Annotated in this window: 24 protein-coding genes and 3 tRNA genes; 16 read left to right on the top strand and 11 right to left on the bottom strand. The window is 52.4% G+C overall.

Annotation, left to right across the window (positions count from 1 at the left end; genetic code table 11):
• Positions 1–62: 62 nt before the first annotated feature.
• The 7 genes from HMPREF2726_RS00270 to HMPREF2726_RS00235 all read right to left on the bottom strand — a co-directional run bounded on the left by HMPREF2726_RS00270 (position 63) and on the right by HMPREF2726_RS00235 (position 5,026).
• Positions 63–890 carry an MlaA family lipoprotein gene (locus HMPREF2726_RS00270; protein ID WP_070601839.1) on the bottom strand — a complete coding sequence of 276 codons (828 nt, stop codon included), beginning with the start codon at positions 888–890 and terminating at the stop codon, positions 63–65.
• Positions 887–1,165 carry an STAS domain-containing protein gene (locus HMPREF2726_RS00265; protein ID WP_070601837.1) on the bottom strand — a complete coding sequence of 93 codons (279 nt, stop codon included), beginning with the start codon at positions 1,163–1,165 and terminating at the stop codon, positions 887–889. Before HMPREF2726_RS00265 ends, HMPREF2726_RS00270 begins: the two co-directional genes overlap by 4 nt.
• 98 nt (positions 1,166–1,263) lie before the next feature.
• Complete coding sequence (locus HMPREF2726_RS00260) at positions 1,264–1,854, bottom strand: MlaC/ttg2D family ABC transporter substrate-binding protein (RefSeq protein WP_070601835.1); 591 nt, start codon at positions 1,852–1,854, stop codon at positions 1,264–1,266.
• A gap of 39 nt (positions 1,855–1,893) precedes the next feature.
• Positions 1,894–2,391 (bottom strand): outer membrane lipid asymmetry maintenance protein MlaD, encoded by a 498-nt coding sequence (gene mlaD, locus HMPREF2726_RS00255; RefSeq protein ID WP_070601833.1) that lies wholly within the window; start codon positions 2,389–2,391, stop codon positions 1,894–1,896.
• 50 nt (positions 2,392–2,441) lie between these two features.
• Positions 2,442–3,218 (bottom strand): lipid asymmetry maintenance ABC transporter permease subunit MlaE, encoded by a 777-nt coding sequence (gene mlaE / locus HMPREF2726_RS00250; protein ID WP_003742846.1) that lies wholly within the window; start codon positions 3,216–3,218, stop codon positions 2,442–2,444.
• 139 nt (positions 3,219–3,357) lie between these two features.
• Entirely contained in the window at positions 3,358–4,158 is an 801-nt protein-coding gene (locus tag HMPREF2726_RS00245) for an ABC transporter ATP-binding protein (RefSeq protein WP_070601831.1), read from the bottom strand.
• Between the two features lie 412 nt (positions 4,159–4,570).
• Entirely contained in the window at positions 4,571–5,026 is a 456-nt protein-coding gene (locus HMPREF2726_RS00235; protein WP_009312683.1) for a four-helix bundle copper-binding protein, read from the bottom strand.
• Positions 5,027–5,578: 552 nt separating this feature from the next.
• On the opposite strand from HMPREF2726_RS00235, the gene HMPREF2726_RS00230 reads away from it, so the two are divergent.
• The gene (locus HMPREF2726_RS00230) at positions 5,579–6,265 is read left to right on the top strand and encodes a Bax inhibitor-1 family protein (RefSeq protein WP_003760551.1); all 687 of its coding nucleotides are present in this window, start codon (positions 5,579–5,581) and stop codon (positions 6,263–6,265) included.
• A gap of 561 nt (positions 6,266–6,826) precedes the next feature.
• Here the strand turns inward: HMPREF2726_RS00230 and HMPREF2726_RS00225 are convergent.
• Complete coding sequence (locus HMPREF2726_RS00225) at positions 6,827–8,107, bottom strand: LysM peptidoglycan-binding domain-containing protein (RefSeq protein ID WP_009312686.1); 1,281 nt, start codon at positions 8,105–8,107, stop codon at positions 6,827–6,829.
• 278 nt (positions 8,108–8,385) lie between these two features.
• Between HMPREF2726_RS00225 and def the strand changes: the two genes are divergently transcribed.
• From def to HMPREF2726_RS00210, 3 genes are all read left to right on the top strand, one after another.
• A complete protein-coding gene (gene def / locus HMPREF2726_RS00220; RefSeq protein ID WP_009312688.1) occupies positions 8,386–8,889 on the top strand; it encodes a peptide deformylase in 504 nt (167 codons plus the stop codon).
• Between the two features lie 144 nt (positions 8,890–9,033).
• A complete protein-coding gene (fmt, locus tag HMPREF2726_RS00215; protein ID WP_009312689.1) occupies positions 9,034–9,960 on the top strand; it encodes a methionyl-tRNA formyltransferase in 927 nt (308 codons plus the stop codon).
• 333 nt (positions 9,961–10,293) lie between these two features.
• Positions 10,294–10,815 (top strand): O-acetyl-ADP-ribose deacetylase, encoded by a 522-nt coding sequence (locus HMPREF2726_RS00210; protein ID WP_009312690.1) that lies wholly within the window; start codon positions 10,294–10,296, stop codon positions 10,813–10,815.
• 132 nt (positions 10,816–10,947) lie between these two features.
• Here HMPREF2726_RS00210 and HMPREF2726_RS00205 read toward each other — a convergent pair whose 3' ends face one another.
• Positions 10,948–11,232, bottom strand: a complete 285-nt coding sequence (locus tag HMPREF2726_RS00205) for a PepSY domain-containing protein (RefSeq protein WP_009312691.1) — start codon at positions 11,230–11,232, stop codon at positions 10,948–10,950.
• Between the two features lie 172 nt (positions 11,233–11,404).
• On the opposite strand from HMPREF2726_RS00205, the gene rsmB reads away from it, so the two are divergent.
• From rsmB to topA, 7 genes are all read left to right on the top strand, one after another.
• Entirely contained in the window at positions 11,405–12,664 is a 1,260-nt protein-coding gene (gene rsmB, locus HMPREF2726_RS00200) for a 16S rRNA (cytosine(967)-C(5))-methyltransferase RsmB (RefSeq protein WP_009312692.1), read from the top strand.
• Positions 12,630–13,223, top strand: a complete 594-nt coding sequence (locus HMPREF2726_RS00195) for a DUF4390 domain-containing protein (RefSeq protein WP_009312693.1) — start codon at positions 12,630–12,632, stop codon at positions 13,221–13,223. Before rsmB ends, HMPREF2726_RS00195 begins: the two co-directional genes overlap by 35 nt.
• 3 nt (positions 13,224–13,226) lie before the next feature.
• Positions 13,227–15,350 (top strand): sensor histidine kinase, encoded by a 2,124-nt coding sequence (locus HMPREF2726_RS00190; protein WP_003760528.1) that lies wholly within the window; start codon positions 13,227–13,229, stop codon positions 15,348–15,350.
• Positions 15,343–16,626, top strand: a complete 1,284-nt coding sequence (locus tag HMPREF2726_RS00185; protein WP_003763191.1) for a sigma-54-dependent transcriptional regulator — start codon at positions 15,343–15,345, stop codon at positions 16,624–16,626. Before HMPREF2726_RS00190 ends, HMPREF2726_RS00185 begins: the two co-directional genes overlap by 8 nt.
• Before the next feature lie 377 nt (positions 16,627–17,003).
• Positions 17,004–18,224 (top strand): DNA-processing protein DprA, encoded by a 1,221-nt coding sequence (gene dprA / locus HMPREF2726_RS00180; protein WP_070601829.1) that lies wholly within the window; start codon positions 17,004–17,006, stop codon positions 18,222–18,224.
• 25 nt (positions 18,225–18,249) lie between these two features.
• Positions 18,250–18,705: a Smg family protein gene (locus HMPREF2726_RS00175; RefSeq protein WP_003742632.1), complete on the top strand. Its 456-nt coding sequence runs from the start codon at positions 18,250–18,252 to the stop codon at positions 18,703–18,705.
• Between the two features lie 84 nt (positions 18,706–18,789).
• Positions 18,790–21,096 (top strand): type I DNA topoisomerase, encoded by a 2,307-nt coding sequence (gene topA, locus HMPREF2726_RS00170; protein WP_070601827.1) that lies wholly within the window; start codon positions 18,790–18,792, stop codon positions 21,094–21,096.
• Positions 21,097–21,170: 74 nt separating this feature from the next.
• On the opposite strand, the gene HMPREF2726_RS00165 is transcribed toward topA, so the two are convergent.
• The gene (locus tag HMPREF2726_RS00165) at positions 21,171–21,866 is read right to left on the bottom strand and encodes a hypothetical protein (protein WP_029609880.1); all 696 of its coding nucleotides are present in this window, start codon (positions 21,864–21,866) and stop codon (positions 21,171–21,173) included.
• 189 nt (positions 21,867–22,055) lie between these two features.
• Positions 22,056–22,277, bottom strand: coding sequence for a hypothetical protein (locus HMPREF2726_RS00160; protein WP_003742639.1), 222 nt, complete (start codon positions 22,275–22,277; stop codon positions 22,056–22,058).
• Between the two features lie 269 nt (positions 22,278–22,546).
• Between HMPREF2726_RS00160 and rsmD the strand changes: the two genes are divergently transcribed.
• From rsmD to HMPREF2726_RS00135, 5 genes are all read left to right on the top strand, one after another.
• Complete coding sequence (rsmD, locus tag HMPREF2726_RS00155) at positions 22,547–23,113, top strand: 16S rRNA (guanine(966)-N(2))-methyltransferase RsmD (protein ID WP_009312696.1); 567 nt, start codon at positions 22,547–22,549, stop codon at positions 23,111–23,113.
• A 121-nt stretch (positions 23,114–23,234) separates the two neighbouring features.
• Positions 23,235–23,486, top strand: a complete 252-nt coding sequence (locus tag HMPREF2726_RS00150; protein WP_003679513.1) for a YfhL family 4Fe-4S dicluster ferredoxin — start codon at positions 23,235–23,237, stop codon at positions 23,484–23,486.
• A 99-nt stretch (positions 23,487–23,585) separates the two neighbouring features.
• Positions 23,586–23,669, top strand: a tRNA-Tyr gene (locus HMPREF2726_RS00145).
• A gap of 36 nt (positions 23,670–23,705) precedes the next feature.
• A tRNA-Gly gene (locus tag HMPREF2726_RS00140) sits at positions 23,706–23,779 on the top strand.
• 11 nt (positions 23,780–23,790) lie between these two features.
• Positions 23,791–23,865, top strand: a tRNA-Thr gene (locus HMPREF2726_RS00135).
• Positions 23,866–23,945 lie beyond the last annotated feature (80 nt).

The following is a 23,945-nucleotide window of genomic DNA, read 5'->3' as shown; positions in this document are numbered from 1 at the left end:
TGGGGGCCAGTTCACTTTTCAGACGACCTTTTGCATGGAAACCGGATTAATCGTTTGCCGCATCATCGGCTGGTGTTACCGGTTTGGATAGGGGTGTATAAATAAAGGTCGGCAGTTTCGCCGGCAGAGGTATTGGAGGCATCTGCCCCGGCTTCGGCAGGCAGGTCGCTGTCCACCAATTCGTCGATGTCGATATTGTCATCCTCGCCTTGCGGTAATGTCCCGCCGGTTTGGCGGCTGCGCACTTTCATGTAGAGGTCGCGGGTGTAGCTGTATTTGTCGATGGCTGCGCCTTCGAGGCTGTCGGTCAGGTCGAGCAGTTCTTTACGGGTGTTGATGGCCTGCAGGCCGATTGTGCCCCAGCGTCCTGCTCTGGTGTGGAAGACGGCGTTTTTAACTGGGTAGACGGTGGTAACGGCGTTGCCAATGGTATCGCGTACGGTAGATGGGCCGAACAGGGGGACAACGAAGTAGTTGCTGTTTTTCCAGCCCCATGAGGCGAAGGTGTCGCCGAGGGTGTTTTTATTGCTGGGTACGCCGCCTGCACCGGCTACGTCGATTAAACCGCCAAGGCCGAAGGTGGTGTTGATGCCGACGCGGACGAGGTCTTCGCTGGCGCGTTTGACGTCAAGGCGCAGAACATTGCTGCCGAAGCTGACGACATCGCGCAGGTTGTTGAAGAAGTTGCTCACGCCGGTGCGGACGGGCTTGGGCGTTATTTTGCGGTAGCCGCGTGCGACGGGGGCGAGGACGTATTGGTCGGCCTTGTCGTTGAATTTGAATACGGCGCGGTTGTAGCCTTCGTAGGGGTCGGCGGGATTGGTTTCGGCAAATGCGGGGGTTGAGACCATGCCGATGAGGAATAGGAGTGAAGCGGTGGTTTTTTTCATGGGTTTAACCAGTCTTTGATTTCGTAAAGCTCGGACAGGGTGCGCACGGATTCGGGTATGCCTTGCAGGGTGATTTTCCCGTCCGGGCGGCGCAGTGCGTCAAGCAGCAGGGACACGCAGGCGGAATCGGCGCGTCTGACGCCGCTCAAATCAACCGCGCGGGTGTCTTTCAGACGACATTGCTGCCTGAAGCGGGTAAAGGCGTCGGCGGTCAAGGTTTTGACGGTGATGTCGCCGCTGATGTGCAGCGTGCCGTCGCGAAGTTCGATTTGCATGGCTGTCTTGTCAACTTAATCTTGGATGATAAAACCTGAAGGTTATTGTGTGCGAAAGCCATGTCGTCTGAAAGCGGACGGCATGGCTTGTCTTTGCATTATTTGCTGCCGTTTTTGGCTTTCAGCTCGGCAATCAGTCCGTCTACGCCTTTGGCTTTGATGGTTTCGCCGAATTGGTTGCGGTACACGGTTACCAAGCTCGCGCCTTCGATGGCGACGTTGTAGGCACGGTATTTGTTGCCGCTTTGGTAGGTGGTGAAGTCCATGTTGACGGGTTTTTGACCGGGTACGCTGACTTCGGCGCGGACGATGATTTCTTTGCCGCCTTTATTGACAACGGGGTTGTCTTTGACGTTGACGTTGGCGTTTTTGAATTTCAACATGGTGCCGGAATAGGTGCGGATCAGCAGGGTTTGAAATTCTTTGGTCAATGCTTGTTTTTGCGTGTCAGACGCGGTACGCCAAGGGTTGCCGACTGCCAGCGCGGTCATGCGTTGGAAATCGAAATAGGGAATCGCATAGGCTTCGGCTTTTTGGCGGGCGGTGTTGGCATCGCCGTTTTTTAAGATGCTCAATACTTGAGTGGCGTTTTGACGGATTTGGTTCACTGCGTCGGCAGGGGCGGCAACCGCCATGCTGATGCTCAAGATGCCGATGCTCAGTGCGCTGATGAAAGAGGTTTTTTTCATGATTAAGTGTCCTAAAAGTATGAATATGATGGTGTACGTTTATTCGGTGGCTTTTGCCGCATCGTCGCCGCCCGCCGCGTTTTTCTCGGCGAAGCTGGTCATGAATTTACCGATCAGGTTTTCCAGAACCATGGCAGAGCTGGTAACGGAAATGGTATCGCCTGCGGCAAGATTATCGGTGTCGCCGCCTTGTTGCAGTCCGATATATTGTTCGCCCAACAGGCCGGAGGTCAGGATTTGCGCGGAAACGTCGCTGCTGAACTGATATTTGCTGTCCAAATCGAGACGGACTTTCGCTTGATAGGATTTCGGGTCAAGCTCGATGGAGCCGACGCGTCCGACCAATACGCCCGCAGATTTAATCGGCGCGTTTGCCTTCAGGCCGCCGATGTCGCTGAAATCGGCATATACGGTATAAGTCTTGCCGGAATTGCCGAACGCCGCGCCGCCCGCAACGCGGAAAGCGAGAAAACCGACCGCTGCCACACCGAGCAGGACAAACAGTCCGACCCAAAATTCCAATACATTCTTTTTCATTAAAGTTCCTTGAATATCCAATGTTCTTTGTTTCGTTTTCAGACGACCTGTCATTCCGTAAACATCAATGCGGTCAACACAAAGTCAATCGCCAAAATCGTCAGGGCGGACGAAACCACCGTACGCGTGCTGGCGCGCAAAATGCCTTCCGAGGTCGGGACGCAGTGGAAGCCCTGATGTACGGCAATCAGCGTTACCGCCACGCCGAACGCAGCGGATTTGATCAGACCGTTGATTACATCGTAATGGATCGTGATGTTGTTCTGCATTTGCGACCAGAAAATGCCGCTGTCCAAGCCCAGCCAGGTTACGCCGACCAAATACGCGCCGTAAATCCCCGCCACGTTGAAAATCGAAGCCAAAAGCGGCATGGAAAACACGCCCGCCCAAAAGCGCGGCGCAACCACGCGGGCGACAGGATTGACCGCCATCACGTTCATCGCTTCGAGCTGTTCGGTCGTTTTCATCAAACCGATTTCGCTGGTCATCGCACCGCCCGCGCTGCTGGCAAACAGAATCGCCGCCAACACCGGACCTAGTTCGCGCAACAGCGAAGCCGCGACCATATAGCCCAAAATATCGGCGGATTTGAATTTCGACAACTGCGTATAGCCCTGCAAACCCAAAACCATGCCGACAAACAGCCCTGAAACGGCAACAATCAACACCGACAGCACGCCGGCAAAATACACTTGGCGCACGCTCAGGCGCGGACGGACGAAAGCCGTACCGGATTTCGCCAGAATGTTCAGCAGAAACAGCGTAATACTGCCGAGAGATTGAATAAAGCCGAGGGTTTTCGCCCCGACGGAACGGATAAAATTCATAGGTTTCCATTACGGATTAACGGGTTTCAGACGACCTTGTAGGATGATGGTGATGGGTCGTCTGAAAAATGATTTCGGCTTCAGGCAACAACGGTTCAAACGTTTCAGACGACGTCTGCAAACCGAGGTCGTCTGAAAACTATCCAAGCAAATCTTGCTGCAACGACGTTTGCGCCGGATAGCGGTATGCGACGGGGCCGTCTGCCAAGCCGCCGACAAACTGGCGTACCCAAGGCGAATCCAGTTCGCGCATTTCCCGCGGCGAGCCGGAGAACATAATTTCGCCGTGTGCCAAGAAAATCACTTGGTCGACGATTTCCAAAGATTTTTCAATGTCGTGCGTCACCATAATGCTGGTCGAACGCAAAGCCTTGTTGACGCGGCTGATCAAGTGGGCAATCACGCCCAAGGAAATCGGATCAAGACCGGTAAACGGCTCGTCGTACAACATGATTTCAGGGTCGAGCGCAATCGTGCGGGCAAGCGCGACGCGGCGCGACATCCCGCCAGAGAGTTCGGACGGCATCAGGTTTTCCACGCCGCGCAGACCGACCGCGTTCAATTTCAACAAAACCAAATCGCGGATAACCGCTTCCGGCAGGCGCGTCAGTTCGCGCATCGGAAAAGCGATATTGTCGAACACCGACAAATCGGTAAACAGCGCGCCGTGTTGGAACAATACGCCCATACGGCGGCGGTGTTCATACAATTCGTCAGCCGAAAAGCCCGCCAAATCACGTCCTTCAATCAAAACCTTACCCGACTGCGGATGAATCTGACCCGTAATCAGCCGCATCAGCGTGGTTTTGCCGCTGCCCGAACCGCCCATCACGGCGGCGAAGTTTCCTTGGGGAATGCTGAAATTGATATTGTTCAGAATCGGACGGTCGCCATACGCGAAGGCAACGTCTTTCATTTCGATGAAGGGTACGGAACTCATGAAGGGGAAGATAAGGCGGGATGTATTTTAATTACTTGCATTGTAAAGCTTATCAAGGTGTCGGGCAATTTTCAGACGACCTTATCAAGAAAACGTCTGTTAAGAAGCGTGAAAATCATGTGTTTGGCAGAAATTTTAAGACCATTGGAATGGTTAAGATTGAAGTCTTGCAACCTGTTGTCTTCATTTCAGAACGGGGCGCGTTACAGAACTTAATAATCCTAAACATACCGTTTTTCGCCGGCGCGTGAAGTTTTAAATTTATGGCAAAATTTTGTAGGCAAAGACACAACATTCTACAAACAAAACTTACATTTCAAATAAATTTGTGAAAGCCATCCCATTTAAACAAACCGGTCTGCCTGCAAAACAAAGTTTGTTTCACAGGCAGACCGGTTATTGGCCGCGTCAATTAAGCAGCGATTTTTTCGCACTCTTTGATGCAGGCAAGGCAAGACTCATAGCATTGTTTGCATTCTGCGTGGTGGCCTGCGTGTTGTTTGCACGCTGCGGAACATTGTTTGCACGCTTCAATGCAGACTTTTGCCAAAGATGGAGTCAGCGGAGAGTTTTGGGCGGCAAGGTTTTGCAGCGCGCCGCACAATGCCAGCATTTGGTTGACACCTGTTGCGCAATCTTTCATGGAAGTATCGCCTTGGCTCAGCAGTCGGATGCAGTGTGCCAAACAGATTTGACCTGCTTCAACACAGTGGGCAGCCGCTTTTCTGGCTGCTTCATAGGCTTTGGATGCAGCAGCAGGGGCAGCGTGGGAATGGCCTTTATGGTCATGATGTCCGTGGGCGTGGGCGAATGAGGCGGCGGCTGCCAAAGAAACGGCTGTACCACCCAAGAATTGACGACGGTTCATACTGTATTTCCTTATGTAATCATTGATATGAAGTGAAACATAACGAATCGCTAAAATCGAAGACAGCAGCTTTCTGCGCATCATTGATGTCGTCTGAAATCAGCCGTTTATGAAATTTTGAGCGATTGCACTACACTTACCGCCGCAATCCTATCATTCAACGGTTCGACAGACAATAAATAGAAAGTTGATAAATAATCAATGAAGTTATTTTATTTCTTATGTTGTTTACACAGCCTGAAACCGGCTCTGTTCAAATTTACTATGGCAAATCATTAAATTCCAAAATCCATTATCTTGCAGAAGTTGGTTTTATCCGGTTTTGAAGTGGTGAAAATCAAATCACACGGTAAAAGGGGCCGGCAAAGATTCGGCATCGGTTTCAGAAGCAGTCTTTTATGTAAATTTATGATTGCGGCACTTTAAAATGCTTTGAACGCTACCACTTATCCCCAAACGGCGACGTAGGCATATTTTTATGCCCAAGCCAATAATTTGCTGATAGAATCAGTACTCTTTTTGTTTTCACACATTTTTTCAGGAGCAAACGCCATGCGAAACGACGTTTACGACTATCCTCTTGCAGGACAAGTTTCCCAAAACATTGTCTTGCAAAAAACTTACCGCCTGCTGGGTTTGTCTTTCATTCCCGCTATTGCCGGCGCATTTGCCAGCAGCGCTTTGAACCTAAACCTGTACGCTATGTTCGGCGCACGCTGGATGGGTTTTGTAGCTGTATTGGCATTCTTCTACGGTATGATTTTCCTTATCGAGAAAAACCGTTACAGCAATACGGGCGTTGTCTTGTTGATGATTTTCACCTTCGGTATGGGTGTGTTGATCAGCCCGTTGCTGCAATATGCGCTTGCTATCCGTAATGGTACTCAAATCGTAGGTGTTGCCGCAGCCATGACCGCCGGCGTATTCTTTACGATGGCAGCAATGGCGCGCCGCACAACGATGAACATGAACTCGCTCGGACGCTTCTTGGCAATCGGCGGTGTGGTTCTGATGATTGCAGTGGTTGCTAACTTCATTCTGCAAATTCCGGCTCTGAGCCTGGCGATTTCCGGCGCGTTTGTTGTGTTCAGTTCGCTGGTTATTATGTGGCAGGTGCGTACCGTGATTGACGGTGGCGAAGACAGCCATATCAGCGCGGCCCTGACCATTTTCATCTCGATTTACAATATTTTCAGCAGCTTGTTGCGCATCTTGTTGGCATTCACCAGCGACGATTAATTGCTTAGATTCTGATATCGAGGTCGTCTGAAATATGAAAAGGTTTCAGACGACCTTTTTATATCCGTAGGTTTTGGTTGTGTGGATTTGCTTTAAATCAGATGGGTAATCATGCGGCGGTTCGTCAGGGGGTAGAAAGCTGATTGGCTTGGTGTTTGGTGTGGGGCGAAACATTGCTGAGAGGCAAATTTGATGGACTGTATAGTGAATTAAAATAAAAATGAGACAAGGCGACAACGCCCGCCGTGTACGGGTAGTACATAAGGGCGTTGGCAACGCCGTATCATTGCAATTTTAATCCACTATATTTGGAAAAATTAAAGGTTTGGCTGGAACTTCTATGTTTGAAAAATGTTTGTTTCAGACTTGTACAGCGTAATGCTGTATTGAGTTAGCTTGTTGAAGGTGCATCATTGGATTTTGCTCTTGTGATAACGAAACGCGGTTTCCGTCGATGTTCAGTGTTTCATCATAAAAGGCGTCGTTTTCAGACGACCTTTATGACCCATATAAAAAACGTCGTCTGAAATTTTCAGACGACGTTTTGTTGTCGGCAATCAATCAATATTTATTGATGTTGCTGTGGATATTGTATTGGTTGTGTTCCGTATCGTGGGAATCTTGCGGCTCGTTGCGGACGTGCGGTTTGTCGTCAGACATGTTGTCCAAGTCGCGGCCGGGTTCGGATACGGTGTCGCCGATGTTGATGCTGGTCAGGTTTTCCAAAATGATGGCGGACGAGAGATGTTCGCCGGTGCGGTATACCATGGCCAATGCGGTTTCTTCGGCAGGGATGGAAACATATTTAACGATGTTCTTACGGCCTTTTTTGCCTTCTTCCAAATCGACTTTCACTTGGCGGTCGCGTTTGTAAATGCTCAAGACCGTGCCTTTGTCCAAGCCGTCGGCGGAACCTTTGTTCAGGGTAACGGTTTGGAATTGTCCGGCTTCGTGTACGCCGTCGAGGATGGAGATGACTTTACCGTCGATGTGTTGCGTCGGCGCGTGCGGCATGATTTGAAAAGGCTCGGTTTCGCCGTCCATTTTCAGCAGGAAGTCGCCTTTGCGGATTTCGGAAACGGCTTCTTCCACAATCATAGGCTGCGCGGTTTGGGTTGGCACTTTCGCCAGCGGGTGCAGGCGGGTGTAGTATTCGCCGTCTTTCAGGTATTTGCGGTCTTCGTCGGAAGCGGAGTCCAGCGCGCTGTTGGTGTAGGGCAGGGTGCTGACGATGCCGCTGAAGACGACTTCTTGTCCGAGGTATTTGCGGGTATCGGGATCGGTCAGGTCTTTGACGGCGCGGTAAACCAGATAGCGGCCGGGTTCGGTAACGCCGTAGGCGTACACGCGTTCGCCTTTGCTGTACATGATGCGGTTGTCAGGACCGTCGATCAGGCGCGGTGCGTCTTGGGTCTTCATTTGGTCGATGAACTGCGGATGTTGCATGAACATGCGGTAGAAGTTCACGTTGACGGTTTGGATGCCGTAGCCTGAAGAGGTTTCGCGGACGCGCGGGCTGAGTTTGATGACCGGAATGCCGTCATTGCCTGCGGAGCCGTTTTCGAAGCCCAGTTGCGGGCGGCCGTTGACGTAGCGCAAAACCAACACCTGCCCCGGATAAATCAGATGCGGATTGCGGATTTCGCCGCGGTTTGCGCCCCAAAGGCGGTTCCACTGCCACGGGCTGTACAGATATTTGCCGGAGATGCCCCAGAGTGTGTCGCCGTTTTTCACGACGTAGCGTTGCGGCGCATCGGGGCGCACTTTTAATGAAGCTGCTTGAGCGTGGGCGGAAATTGCCATGCCCGCGACACAAAGCAGGGTTATAATACGTTGTTGCATAACCGTTCCCCTTGAAATTGATTCGGTTTGTCTTTAAATAAACGGAGAAAATGAAATGGCCGGGAGTTTGCAAAAAACCGCCGTCCCCCTTTAAAAAACGTCAATAGGCGTTTCGTGCGCATTGAACAGAAATTCATTGACGCATATTTTATCATTGAATGTTAGTGTCATCACGGGAATTGTGAAGACAGGCGCAAAATTTGTATGAAAACACACACAATCTGCTTCCGGACGCGTTTGAATGCGCGTCCCAAGTATTGAAAAACGAAGAGAAAATTATGGCTTTACTGAATATCCTGCAATATCCCGACGAGCGTCTGCACACCGTGGCGAAGCCTGTCGAGCAAGTCGATGAGCGCATCCAAAAGCTGGTTGCCGATATGTTTGAAACCATGTACGAAGCGCGCGGCATCGGGCTGGCGGCGACGCAGGTCGATGTGCACGAACGCGTCGTTGTGATGGATTTGACCGAAGACCGCAGCGAGCCGCTCGTGTTCATCAACCCCGTCATTATTGAAAAAGACGGCGAAACCACTTACGAAGAAGGCTGCCTGTCCGTGCCGGGCATTTACGACACCGTTACCCGCGCCGAACGCGTCAAGGTCGAGGCTTTGAACGAAAAAGGCGAGAAATTCACGCTGGAGGCGGACGGGCTGTTGGCGATTTGCGTGCAGCACGAGTTGGATCACCTGATGGGCATCGTTTTTGTCGAACGCCTGTCGCAGCTCAAGCAGGGTCGGATTAAGACCAAACTGAAAAAACGTCAGAAACACACCATCTAAAAGCCGAATGATACGGTCGAACAGGTCGTCTGAAAGAGGGAAGCGGCAGCAAGCCGTTGTTTTTCAAACTTTCAGACGACCTGTCGCAATGTTTGCCGTTGCGCTATATAGGTCGTCTGAAACCCATTTCCAAGGAGTTTCCCCATGAAAGTCATCTTTGCCGGTACGCCCGATTTTGCCGCTGCCGCCTTAAAAGCCATTGCCGCCGCCGGTTTTGAAATCCCGCTGGTGTTGACCCAGCCCGACCGCCCCAAAGGGCGCGGGATGCAGCTTGCCCCGTCTCCCGTGAAGCAGGCCGCGTTGGAATTGGGTTTGCGCGTGGCTCAGCCTGAAAAACTGCGCAACAACGTCGAATCCCTGCAAATGCTCAAAGAAGTCGATGCCGACGTGATGGTCGTTGCCGCCTACGGACTGATTCTGCCGCAAGACGTGTTGGATACGCCGAAACACGGCTGTCTCAACATCCATGCCTCGCTGCTGCCCCGTTGGCGTGGTGCGGCGCCGATTCAGCGCGCGATTGAAGCGGGCGATGCCGAGACGGGCGTGTGCATCATGCAGATGGACATCGGTTTGGACACCGGCGATGTGGTCAGCGAACACTGTTACGCCATTCAACCGACTGATACCGCCAACGAAGTACACGACGCGCTGATGAATCTCGGTGCGGAAGCGATTGTTGCTGATTTGCAACAATTAAAGGCGGAGGGTCGTCTGAAAAGCGTCAAACAGCCCGAAGAAGGTGTGACTTATGCACAAAAATTAAGCAAAGAAGAAGCGCGTGTCGATTGGAACGAAAGCGCGGCAGTGATTGAACGCAAAATCCGCGCCTTCAACCCCGTTCCCGCTGCGTGGGTCGAGTATCAGGGCAAGCCGATGAAAATCTGGCGGGCTGAAGTAGTCGCGCAACAAGGTAGGGCGGGCGAAGTGTTGTCTTGCTCAGCTGACGGCTTGGTTGTTGCCTGCGGCGAGAATGCGTTGAAGATTACCGAATTGCAGCCTTCCGGCAGCAAACGGATGCCGATTGCGGCGTTTGCGGCAGGACATAAGATTGAGGTTGGGACGGTTTTGTAGAAGCTGTTTCGTCAACTAATTTAGAGCAAGCCCATCCCCCATTTCTTAGCTGCCATGCCTTCCCCGCCTACGCGAGGATGAGCTATGGCGGGAATCCATTGAAAATGCCAAGAAACGGGCGCTCGAAAAACGCTGTTGAAGTTCAAAGATGGATTCCCGCCTGCGCGGGAATGACGGTTGGCGGTAGGAGCAGTATCAAAAAAACAGCGGGCCGGTTATCAATTTTCAGACGACCTTTCTTCTGATGATTCAGAGGTCGTCTGAAAATATCGGCAGGGAAACGTTTGGTTTTGTTGAACTGACGACAAGATTCCCCACGTTTAGGAGCAGATCATGGCAGTGTTTGAAGTAGTCGAAGGCGATATTACGAAACTTGAAGTCGATGCCATCGTGAACGCCGCCAATGCCTCGTTGTTGGGCGGCGGAGGCGTGGACGGCGCGATTCACCGCGCGGCGGGACGGGAATTGTTGGAAGCGTGCAGAAAGTTGAACGGCTGCCGCACGGGCGAAGCGAAAATTACCCAAGGCTACCGGCTGCCGGCGAAATTTGTGATTCACACCGTCGGGCCGGTTTGGTTCGGCGGACACCGCAGCGAAGCGGTCAAGCTGGCGGAGGCGTATCAAAATTCCCTGCTGTTGGCGCAAGAATACGGCATCCGCAGCATCGCCTTCCCCTGTATCAGCACGGGCGTGTACCGTTTCCCCGCCGACTTGGCTGCCGAAACCGCTTTGGCGATTTTGAAAAAAACTTCGCCGCAGTGTCCGTCTGTCGAAAAAATCGTTTTCTGTTGCTATTCGCCGCAGGACGCCGAACGCTATCGGGCATTGTTGGAACGTGACGGGGTGGTCGTCTGAAATTCCCGAATCAGGCAAAACGGCAGATTAAATGTTTTTCAGACGACCTTAGGCAAGCTTGGGGTCGTCTGAAAACAGAAAAGCCGGACAGACAGTCCGGCTTCCTATAAGAATCCATTAATCAAGAATCGATTAATCGTCGCAGTGGTTGTCGGTATCGACTCTGATGACGCGGCCGCTTTGTGAGGAAACGTCCACATCGTATTCGGTGCAGCCTCTGCGGATTTCGATTTCCCAGCGTCCGTCGCTGTGGTCGATGTCGGTAACGCGGCCGCCGCCGACGCGTTTCTTGGCGATTTTGACGGCTTGCGCTTGGGAGATGGCGCGGGAATGTTTGTGCGGTGCCGCCGCGGCGGTCAGGCTGCCGGAAACGAGTGCGGCGGAAACGGCAAGCAGTGAAAGGGCGCGCAAAGTCATGATGAATCCTTATGTGTGTTGAAAAGAACGGACTATATGGATATTGTCATGAGCGGGCAATCGGATTAACACAATTTGAATCTTGCCCCGAACACCGCCCGAACCGCTTGTGCGGCGTTTACATTTTTAACGAACAAATCGAACCACAGCAGGTATTTAAGGAATTGAATTTATGAGTATGTCCCTCGCCCAAAAACTCGCCGCCGACAGCATTGCGGCGGTCGCCGAAGGGCGTAACCTTCAGGATGTGTTGGCGCAAATCCGCGCGGCGCATCCCGAGCTGACGGCGCAGGAAAACGGCGCGCTGCAGGATATTGCCTACGGCTGCCAGCGTTATTTGGGCAGCTTGAAATATATGCTCGCGCAGATGCTGAAAAAGCCGATTGACAATCCGCAGCTCGAAAGCCTGCTTTTGGCGGCGATGTACCAACTGCATTACACGCGCAACGCGCCTCATGCCGTGGTCAATGAGGCGGTCGAGAGTATCGCGAAAATCGGGCGCGGGCAGTACCGTTCGTTTGCCAACGCGATTTTGCGGCGTTTTTTGCGCGAACGGCAGAAGCTGGAGGCTTCGTGCAAAAAAGACGATGTGGCGAAACACAACCTGCCGCTGTGGTGGGTGGCATACCTGAAAAACCATTATCCGAAACACTGGCACAACATCACCACCGCGCTGCAATCGCATCCGCCGATGACGCTGCGGGTCAACCGACGCCACGGCAATGCCGAATCGTATTTGGAAAAGCTGGCGGCGGAAGGGATTGTGGCTAAGGCGTTGGACGAATATGCGGTAACGTTGGACGAGGCGGTTCCCGTCAGCCGCCTGCCCGGTTTTGCCGAAGGGCTGGTGTCGGTGCAGGATTTCGGGGCGCAGCAGGCGGCGTATCTGTTAAACCCTAAAGACGGCGAACGGATTTTGGACGCGTGCGCCGCGCCGGGCGGGAAGACGGGGCATATGTTGGAACTGGCGGATTGTCATGTTACCGCTTTGGATATAGATGAAGGTCGTCTGAAAAGGGTGAAGGACAATCTCGACCGCTTGGGGTTTCAGACGACCGCTCTGGCTTGCGCCGATGCGCAGGACTTGGCGGCGTGGTATGATGGAAAGCCTTTCGACGCCATCCTTGCCGACGTGCCGTGTACCGCCTCGGGTGTGGCGCGGCGCAATCCCGACGTGAAATGGCTGCGCCGTCCGACCGATGCCGCCAAAACCGCCCGTCAGCAGGAGGCATTGCTGGACGCGCTTTGGCAAACCCTGACGAAAAACGGCAGAATGCTGCTTGCCACCTGCTCGGTGTTCGTCGAAGAAAACGACGTTCAGTTGCAAAAATTCCTCAACCGCCACGCCGATGCCGAGCTGATCGAATCGCGTGTGCTTTTACCGAACAAACATCAAGATGGCTTTTATTACGCGCTTATCAAAAAGCAGTAAACGGCTGTTTGGAACGCTGTTGCTCGCCCTGTCGCTGAATGCGGCGGCGGAGGGCATTAGCGTGACCCGCTCCGAGGCGAAACTGACCGAAACCGGGCAGCTTTCCGTCAGCAGCCGTTTCCGCACCGATTTGCCCGACCAGCTCAAACAGGCGCTCCGGCAGGGCGTGCCGTTGAATTTCACTTTGAGCTGGCAGCTTTCTGCGCCTTCCATGCCGTCTTACCGTTTCAAGTTTGACCAGCTGCTCAACAGCGACAATACCATCCACTACAAACTTTCCTTCCATCCGCTGACCAACCGCTACCGCATAACCGTCGGCACGTTTTCCACCGAATACGACACGCTCGATACCGCCTTGCGCGGCGTAGGGGCGGTCGCCAACTGGAAAGTGCTGTCCAAAGGCGCGTTAAGCGGCGTCGCAGCGAAAGACACACAAGCCGAAATCCGCCTGCTGCTCTCGACGGCGAAGCTGCCTAAACCCTTCCAAATCAACGCATTGACTTCTAAAAACTGGCACTTGGATTCCGGCTGGAAGTCGCTGACCATCTCTCAGGAGTAAACCATGCGCCGCTTTCTCCTGATTGCCGTGTTGGCGGCGGTGGGACTGCTCTACGGACTGACCATTGCAACGGGCAGCACCAGCCCGCTGGCGGAATATTTCTGGTGGATTATCGCCCTGTGTGCGCTGCTGATGCTGGTGTTGGCATCGGTTTTGACGCGCTACGTCCTGCTCCTCATGCGCGACAAAAGCAAGGGTGTGTTCGGCTCGCAGATTGCGCGGCGGCTGTCGGGGATGTTTACGCTGGTGGCTGTATTGCCGGGCGTGTTCCTGTTTGGCATTTCCGCGCAGTTCATCAACGGCACGATTAATTCGTGGTTCGGAAACGATACCCACGAAGCCCTCGAACGCAGCCTGAACTTGAGCAAATCCGCGCTGAATCTGGCAGTGGACAACGCAGTCAGTAATGCTACGCCGGTGCAAATCGACCTGATCAGCACCGCGTCTGTGGACGGCGATTTGGGCAAGGCGCTGAAAAATGCCGCCAAATCGGGCGGCTTTACCCAGCTTTCGCTCTACGACGTCAAAACCCATAAAACTGAGAAAAGTGTCAATCCGCTGAAACTAAACCAACCCGAACTCGACAAAGAAGGATGGGAGAAGCTGGAGCAGACCGGCTCAATACGCAGTTTGGAAAACATAGAAAATGTCTTGTACGCGCAAGGCTGGATGCTGATCGGCGCGCACAACGGACGCGATTACGCCTTGTTTTTCCGCCAGCCCATCCCGCAGGATGTGGCGCAAGACGCGACGCTGATTGAAGCGGCGCGGGCGAAATACGCCGAATTGAGTTACACCAAACAAGGCCTGCAAACCTTCTTCTTAGCGACTTTGCTGGTTGCCGCGCTGTTGGCGATTTTCCTTGCCTTGGTGATGGCGCTGTATTTCGCCCGCCGCTTCGTCGAGCCGGTATTGTCGTTGGCAGAAGGCGCAAGGGCAGTGGCGCAGGGCGATTTCAGCCAGAAACGCCCCGTGTTCCGCAACGATGAATTCGGCAGGTTGACCCAGTTGTTCAACCACATGACCGAACAGCTTGCCATCGCCAAAGAAGCCGACGAGAACAATCGCCTGCGCGAAGAAGCAGCGCGCCACTATCTCGAATGCGTGTTGGAAAGTTTGACCACGGGCGTGATTACTTTGGATGCCGAAGGTCGTCTGAAAACCTTCAACAAAGCAGCCGAACGGATTTTGGGCATTGAATTGGTGCCGCTGTGGGGCAGCAACTGGCACGACTGGCGCGGACAATCGCCGCAGCAGACCCTGCTTGCCGAAGTGTTTGCCGCCATTGAAGAAACCGCCAATGCCGCCAAGCCCGTCCAAGTCGAATACGCCGCCCCCGACGATGCGCGCATTCTCTTGGGTAAAGCCACCATCCTGCCCGACGACAACGACAACGGCGTGGTAATGGTGATTGACGACATCACCGTCCTCATCCGCGCCCAAAAAGAAGCCGCTTGGGGCGAAGTGGCGAAACGGTTGGCGCATGAAATCCGCAATCCGCTCACGCCTATCCAACTTTCCGCCGAGAGATTGGCATGGAAATTGCATGATAAATTGGACGAACAACACGCCCAAATCCTCAGTCGTTCGACCGACACTATCGTCAAGCAGGTGGCGGCATTGAAAGAAATGGTCGAAGCCTTCCGCAATTACGCCCGCGCCCCGTCGCTGAATTTTGAAAAACACGATTTGAACCGTTTGGTCGAAGAAGTGTTGCTGCTGTACGAGGGCGGGGCGTGCCGCTTTGTTCCGAACTTGTCCGACAAGCCGCAGCCGATTTCCGCCGATACCACCGCCATGCGGCAGGTGTTGCACAATATTTTCAAAAACGCGGCAGAGGCGGCGGAAGAGGCAGAAGTTCCGCAAGTGAATGTCAGCGTCGGTGAAGATAACGATGGACAGGTTTTATTGACCGTTTGTAACAACGGCAAAGGTTTCAGCAAGGAAATGCTGCATAATGCCTTCGAGCCGTATGTTACCGACAAGCCGACAGGTACGGGACTGGGATTGCCCGTTGTGAAGAAAATCATCGAAGAGCACGGCGGCCGCATCAGCCTGAGCAATCAGAACGAAGGCGGCGCGTGTGTGAAAATAGCCTTACCCCGATTGGTAGAAACTTATGCGTAGCAGTGATATTTTAATTGTAGATGACGAAGTAGGTATCCGCGACTTGCTCTCGGAAATCCTCCAAGACGAAGGTTATTCCGTGGCTTTGGCGGAGAACGCCGAAGAGGCGCGCCAACTGCGCCACCAGACCCGTCCCGCCATGGTGTTGTTGGACATATGGATGCCCGACTGCGACGGGATTACCCTGCTCAAAGAGTGGGCGAAAAACGGACAGCTCAACATGCCCGTGGTGATGATGAGCGGACACGCCAGCATCGACACCGCCGTCGAAGCCACCAAAATCGGAGCGCTCGATTTTCTGGAAAAACCGATTGCCCTGCAAAAGCTGCTCTCTACCGTCGACCGCGCCCTCAAACACGGCGAAATGCAGATGGCGGCGGGCTTGTCCTTCGACAAACTCGGCAACAGCCCCGCCATTCAAGAATTCAAGCAACAACTTGAGCCTGCCGTGAAAAAAAGCGGACCCGTGCTGCTCAGCGGCGAAACCGGTTCGCCGTTTGAAATCGTTGCCCGTTATTTCCACAAAAGCGGCACGCCTTGGGTCGGACTCAGCCGCGTCGAACTCATTGCCGATGCGCCATTGGAGCTGCTGCAAAAAGCATCGGGCGGCACGCTCTATCTCGGTGATGCCGCGCAGTACAGCAAAAACATCCAAAACGGCATCAGCTTCATCCTCGGTAAGGCAGACCGTTACAATGTGCGCGTCATCGTCGCCGGCAGCCACGCCGCCGATGAAAGCCCGGCAGACGCCATTGCCGATGCCAAGTTGTCCGAACTGCTTTCCGGCAACGTCATCAGCATCCCGCCGTTGCGCAGCCAATCCGAAGACATCGCCTTCTTGGTCAACCAAGTCATGACCGAATTGGCGGACAGCGAAAAAATCCAGCCCGTCAAATTCAGCAACGGCTCGCTGACCGTCCTGTGCCAATACAACTGGCCGGGCAATTTCGACCAGCTCCGCAGCGTCGTGAAAAACCTGATGCTGGAAGCGGACGGACAGGAAGTCCACGAGCAGGCGGTCGTTGCCGCATTGGGACAAAAACGGGCGACGGTCGCCACCGAAATCGTCGGCGGTTTCAACTTCAACATGCCTTTGCGCGAACTGCGTGAAGAATTGGAGCGCCGCTATTTCGAGTACCACATCGCCCAAGAAGGGCAAAACATGAGCCGTGTCGCCCAAAAAGTCGGCCTGGAGCGTACGCACCTCTACCGCAAACTCAAACAATTAGGCATCAGCGTTTCCCGCCGCAGCGCAGCGGAAAAAGCAGAAGAGTAGGGCGGTAGTAGGATAAGAGGTCGTCTGAAAGCATACGGCACGCTGCGGTATGTTTTCAGACGACCTTGTTTGCCATCAAGCCGCCCGTTTTTGCCGTAGAGCCGACTCACTTTTGACACAATGGGCGACAACCATTCAAATGACAGATTTTCCTGCCGTATCGTGTAGAATATAAAAATATTACAAAAGTTACTAACGGGCTGCCGGCTGTTTGGCAGCATCCGCATGACGGTGAACAGGTACGAAACCGGAAGCAGGTGCGGGAACGCCGTATCGGTTTAAAGTTCGCCGGCTTTATCGTTAAATACTGACATTTATCCGTTTTCAGACGACCTCCCGAACAAAGGTCGTCTGAAAACAACAAGGGGACACAATTGATGACGGAAAACGACCGCCTTGCCTGGCTGCAACTGGCGTTTACGCCTTATGTCGGCGCGGAGGGCTTCTTGCTCCTGCTGCAACGTTTCGGCAGCGCGAAAGCCGCGCTGGATGCTCCTGTGGAGCAAATCGCCGCGATAGTGTGCCACAAGCAGGCAGCCGAATCTTGGCGCAACGGCGAAAAACGGGCGTTGGCGCAAAAGGCTGCGGAAGCGGCGCTGCAATGGGAAAAGCAGGACGGCTGCCGTTTGTTGCTGCTGCAAGATGATGATTTTCCCGAAATGTTGACGCAGGGCATTACCGCGCCGCCGGTTTTGTTCTTGCGCGGTAACGTGCAACTGCTGCACAAACCTTCCGCCGCCATTGTCGGCAGCCGTCATGCCACGCCGCAGGCAATGCGGATTGCCAAAGATTTCGGCAGGGCGTTGAGTGAACAGGATATTCCCGTCGTGTCGGGTATGGCTTCGGGTATCGACACCGCCGCCCATCAAGGCGCGTTGCAGGCGGGCGGCGGCACCATCGCCGTATGGGGGACGGGCATAGACCGCATTTACCCGCCGTCCAATAAAAACCTTGCCTATGAAATCGCCGAAAAAGGATTGATTGTCAGCGAGTTTCCTCTGGATACGCGCCCGTTTGCGGGCAACTTCCCGCGCCGCAACCGCCTGATTGCCGCGTTGTCACAGGTTACGCTGGTGGTCGAGGCCGCGTTGGAATCCGGTTCGCTGATTACCGCCAAGCTGGCGGCGGAGATGGGGCGGGAGGTGATGGCGGTACCCGGTTCGATAGACAATCCGCACAGCAAAGGCTGTCACAAGCTGATTAAAGACGGCGCGAAATTGGTGGAATGTTTGGACGACATCCTTCACGAATGTCCGGGGCTATTGCAAAATGCGGCAGTTCCATCATATTCTATAAATAAGAAAAACAAAAAAACGGAAAAACGCACTGCCGTCAGAGAGACGTCGTCTGAACCTGTTTTACCATTTTCAGACGACCTTCATGTCCGAAAACAGCCGGCGCAAGCCAATACGGTTGCCGCGCCGATAGCGGAAGACGGGCTGCTGGACGCCATGGGTTACGACCCCGTGCATCCCGATATATTGGCGCAGCAAACCGCATGGGCGGCGGCAGACGTTTACGCACGACTGCTGGAATACGAACTCGACGGCATCGTCGCCGCCTTGCCGGGCGGACGCTATCAGCGCATAAAAGCATAATTGATTCATTCATTAAGGAACCAGCATGACAGAAGTCATCGCCTATCTCATCGAACACTTCCAAGATTTCGACAATTGTCCGCCGCCGGAGGATTTGGGCCGCCTGTTGGAAGATGCGGGTTTTGACGTAACGGAAATCGGCAATACGCTGATGATGATGGAAGTGTTGTTCAACACGTCCGAATTCGCCGCCGCGCCGTTCGACAGCCATGCCCTGCGCGTGTATTGCAACGAGGAAGTGGAAAACCTGCCGCAGGAAGTCATGGGGCTGATGCAGTATCTGGTTGCCGAACGCGCCATCACTTACGAGCAGCGCGAAATCGTCATCCACGCCCTGATGCACATCCCGCCCGAAGAAATCACGCTCGATACGGCGAAAGTGCTGGTGTTGCTCTTGTTGTGGGCGCACAAAAGCGAATTGCCCGTCTTAATCGGCGATGACCTGATGGGCGCGCTCAACGGCAAAGCGACCATGCATTAAACCTTTTCAGACGACCTTTTGACGCAGCTTGTTCAGAAAGGTCGTCTGAAACGCATCATCCAATACATTAAAAGAGAACAAACAATGGCGAAAAACCTCTTAATCGTCGAATCACCGTCCAAAGCCAAAACCCTGAAAAAATACCTTGGCGGCGATTTCGAAATTCTGGCCTCCTACGGCCACGTCCGCGACCTCGTCCCCAAAAACGGTGCCGTCGATCCCGAACACGACTTCGCCATGAAATACGAGCTGATCAAACGCAACGCCAAACACGTCGATGCGATTGTCGCCGGAGCCAAAGAAGCCGAAAACATCTACCTCGCAACCGACCCGGATAGGGAAGGCGAAGCGATTTCCTGGCATCTTTTTGAAATCCTCAAATCCAAACGCGGCCTGAAAAACATCAAACCGCAGCGTGTCGTGTTCCACGAAATCACCAAAAACGCCGTGCTCGACGCCGTCGCCAACCCGCGCGAAATCGAAATGGATTTGGTTGATGCACAACAAGCCCGCCGTGCGTTGGACTATTTGGTCGGTTTCAACCTCTCGCCATTGTTGTGGAAAAAGATCCGCCGCGGTTTGAGCGCGGGCCGTGTGCAAAGTCCCGCCCTGCGTCTGATTTGCGAACGCGAAAACGAAATCCGCGCCTTTGAAGCGCAGGAATATTGGACGGTGCATCTCGACAGCCACAAAGGCCGCAGCAAGTTCACCGCCAAACTCGCCCAATACAACGGCGCGAAACTCGAACAATTCGACCTGCCGAACGAAGCCGCGCAAGCCGACGTGTTGAAAGAACTCGAAGGCAAAGAGGCAGTCGTTACCGCCATCGAAAAGAAAAAGCGCAGCCGCAATCCCGCCGCGCCGTTCACCACATCCACCATGCAGCAGGATGCCGTACGCAAACTCGGCTTCACCACCGACCGCACCATGCGTACCGCCCAGCAGCTTTACGAAGGTATAGACGTAGGGCAGGGCGCCATCGGTCTGATTACCTATATGCGTACCGACAGCGTGAATTTGGCCGATGAAGCGTTAACCGAAATCCGCCATTACATCGAAAACAAAATCGGCAAAGAATATCTGCCGAGTGCCGCCAAACAATACAAAACCAAATCCAAAAACGCCCAAGAAGCGCACGAAGCGATCCGTCCGACTTCCGTGTACCGCACGCCCGAAAGCGTCAAACCCTTCCTGAGCGCAGACCAGTTCAAACTCTATCAAATGATTTGGCAGCGCACCGTCGCCTGTCAGATGACGCCCGCCAAATTCGACCAAACCACCGTCGATATTACTGTTGGCAAAGGCGTATTCCGCGTAACCGGACAAGTGCAAACCTTCGCAGGCTTCCTCAGCGTTTACGAAGAAAGCAGCGACGATGAAGAAGGCGAAGACAGCAAAAAACTGCCCGAAATGAGCGAAGGCGACAAACTGCCTGTGGACAAACTCTACGGCGAGCAACACTTTACCACCCCGCCGCCGCGCTACAACGAAGCCACGCTGGTTAAAGCCCTCGAAGAATACGGCATCGGCCGCCCCTCGACTTACGCCAGCATCATCTCCACGCTCAAAGACCGCGAATACGTTACCCTTGAGCAAAAACGCTTCATGCCCACCGACACAGGCGACATCGTCAACAAATTTCTGACCGAACACTTCGCCCAATACGTCGACTACCACTTCACCGCCAAACTCGAAGACCAGCTCGACGAAATCGCCGACGGCAAACGCCGCTGGATTCCCGTGATGGACAAATTCTGGAAACCGTTCATCAAACAAGTGGAAGAAAAAGAAGGCATCGAACGCGCCAAATTCACCACGCAGGAACTCGACGAAACCTGCCCCAAATGCGGCGAACACAAACTGCAAATCAAGTTCGGCAAAATGGGCCGCTTCGTCGCCTGCGCCGGCTATCCCGAGTGCAGCTACACGCGTAACGTCAACGAAACCGCCGAAGAAGCCGCCGAGCGCATCGCCAAAGCCGAAGCCGAGCAAGCCGAACTCGACGGGCGCGAGTGCCCCAAATGCGGCGGAAGGCTGGTGTACAAATACAGCCGCACCGGCAGCAAATTCATCGGCTGCGCCAACTACCCCAAATGCAAACCCGTCGAGCCGCTGGAAAAACCAAAAGATACCGGCGTCCAATGCCCGCAATGCAAAAAAGGTAACCTCGTCGAGCGCAAATCCCGCTACGGCAAACTGTTTTACAGTTGCAGCACCTATCCCGACTGCAACTACGCCACTTGGAACCCGCCCGTTGCCGAAGAATGCCCGAACTGCCATTGGCCGGTCTTGACCATCAAAACCACCAAACGCTGGGGCGTGGAAAAAGTCTGTCCGCAAAAAGAATGCGGCTGGAAAGAACAGATTGAACCGCCTGCACCGAAAGAATGATGAAAGTAGGTTGGTTTAAAGAGAAAAGGTCGTCTGAAAAAATTTCAGACGACCTTTGCTTTTCTGTGATTGTTTTATTTAAATCCGCGTGTCGTTTTAAAGTCCGATAAAATACGGTTCATTTCTGGTTCAAATAAGGCTATGTAATCGTAAGATAGACCGCGGCTGGCACTAGGGTGGGGCAGGCAGACGACTTCGCAATTTTCAAACGATTGGAATCTGATTTTGAAACGTGTACCGCTAAAATCTTTTTGTACTACTCGTAGCGGTTGAGTTTGTTTTCCGACAAGCTGCTCGAAGCGCGGCAATACATTTGCGCAATTAAGATAATTTGTCAGGTTGCTTCCCATGAAGAGAATCAATTTAGGACGTAGTTTCTCAATGTGGTAGAGAAAATTATCGACGTGTTCGGGCTGGAGAAATTTGTTTGGATTGTCGATTTTGTTGCCCTGAGTAGCTGCCCAGTTGGTTTGAACCAGGGATTTTTCAAATGCACCGCCCAATCCATTTTCGTCTAAGGGGTGTCCCCACATTTCAAACCAATTTTTTATTGTATTGTCGTAACGCCACTTTTTTGCCTGCTCACCATAATAGAGGGATTTATTTGCAAATGTATGGTCGATTTTGTTTTCAGGGAGTTTGTATTCACCTGCTACATAAGCAGCCTCATCGGCTTTACTCCAACCCCACTCATACCCACAAATCATTAAACCATGTTTGTCGTTGTAACCTTGGAATATACTGTTACTGAGATTCAGGTCTGACATGATAATAACCCTATATAAATATTTCACAGAGAGATACTCATTATAAATAAGTAAATGTAATTTATCTAGTTTAAGTTTAAAATGCACTTTACATGGTGAAACATAGTTCAGTATTTCATGTCGTCAAACTCAAACTGAAAAGGTCGTCTGAAAATTTTTCAGACGACCTTTTCAGTTTTATTAAGAAGAGATTTAACGCCTTGCAAAAACCAACGTGGCAAGAAAGAATAAACTGACTATCAAAGCAACGGTTTTACCGATCAAGGGCAGGCAAAAGACGAACCAAAGCAGACCGCGCCCCAAGTTCGGAATCAATCCCAAGTGGCGGTAATATTCGTCAAAAAAATGGGCGTGGGCGGTGAAGGCAATCACGCCGCCGATATAAACACCCAAAATAATTTTCCAAAGCGGCATTGTCAGCCATCCATATTTTCATTACGTATTATGACCAATAGACTGAAAAAACGGTGGGAAAGTTCTAATGGCGGACGTAAGCGACCTTTTTATTTGAGAAAATATTTTATGATTTATAAAATTTTGTAAGTTTAGCATCATAAAAAATAAAATTTCACGATGCGCCGATTTGTTTTCATGCGGCCTTAAATGAAAAAACGCTGCGGTATAATGGCTGCTTTGTCATTCTTTAGAGGTCGTCTGAAACTGTCGGACGATTTGTTTTAATTATGAGCAAACACAGCAAACATTCAAATCAAGTCCGCATCATCGGCGGGCAATGCAGGGGACGGAAACTGGTTTTTGCAGATGCGGACGGTCTGCGGCCGACGCCTGACAGTGTCCGCGAAAAACTTTTTAATTGGCTGGGTCAGGATTTGACCGGTCTGAATGCGTTGGATTTGTTTGCCGGAAGCGGCGCGTTGGGATTTGAAGCCGCGTCCCGTAACGCGAAGAGGGTGGTGCTGGCAGATAATAATCGCAAAACTGCCGATATGCTGCGGCAAAACGCCAGAGCATTGGGTTTGGATAAACTGGAAATCCTCAATACCGATGGCCTTGCGTATTTGCAGAGGTCGTCTGAAAAGTTTGATGTGGTCTTTTTGGATCCGCCGTTTGCGTGGCAGGATTGGGAAAATTTGTTTACTTCTTTGAAAAACAGCTTGAAAAACGGGGCAATGGTCTATATTGAAGCAGGGGAGCTGCCCGATTTCCCCGAGTGGCTGGAGCCTTATCGCGAAGGGCGGGCGGGTAAGAGCGGTTTTGTGCTCTTGCAGTTTGTCCAAGTGGCTGAATAGTAAGAGATTTGAGAATCATTACCAGGGTGTAAACATTCGCCTAAACGGATTGTTTTTGACGCGTTTGTGCTATAATCCGCGCCCAATCGGTTTTGATAATTTAAATGAAAAAGGAAAAGAAATGTCGCTCTTTATTACAGATGAGTGCATTAACTGTGACGTTTGCGAGCCGGAGTGCCCCAATGACGCCATCTCGCAAGGCGAGGAAATTTACGAAATCAACCCTAATTTGTGTACGCAGTGCGTAGGCCATTACGATGAGCCGCAATGTCAGCAGGTATGCCCCGTGGACTGCATCCTGATTGATGAAGAGCATCCGGAAACGCACGAAGAGCTGATGGCAAAATACGAAAAAATCATTCAGTTCAAATAAATTCTTTTTTAAAGCAATAAATTGAGTGATTTTAAGAAAACAAAATTAAAAAAGAACTTGACGAAAATCTGAGTCACGAATAAACTTGCGTTCTCTTTTGGTGGGATTCCCGAGCGGTCAAAGGGGGCAGACTGTAAATCTGTTGCGAGAGCTTCGAAGGTTCGAATCCTTCTCCCACCACCAAATTCCAATGTGTTGGAGCATTGATGCAGTAAGTCTGCGGGTGTAGCTCAATGGTAGAGCAGAAGCCTTCCAAGCTTACGGTGAGGGTTCGATTCCCTTCACCCGCTCCAATAGTCTATTGGCCCATGTAGCTCAGGGGTAGAGCACTCCCTTGGTAAGGGAGAGGCCGGCAGTTCAAATCTGCCCATGGGCACCAAATACCATTTTCTCAGTATTTTAAAGATAGGAAATTTGCCATGGCAAAGGAAAAATTTGAACGTAGCAAACCGCACGTAA

The organism is Neisseria sp. HMSC074B07 (genome assembly GCF_001810355.1).
GTDB lineage: Bacteria > Pseudomonadota > Gammaproteobacteria > Burkholderiales > Neisseriaceae > Neisseria.
The sequence above is the reverse complement of the archived record's forward strand: the minus strand, read 5'-3'. Positions and strand labels throughout refer to the sequence as shown.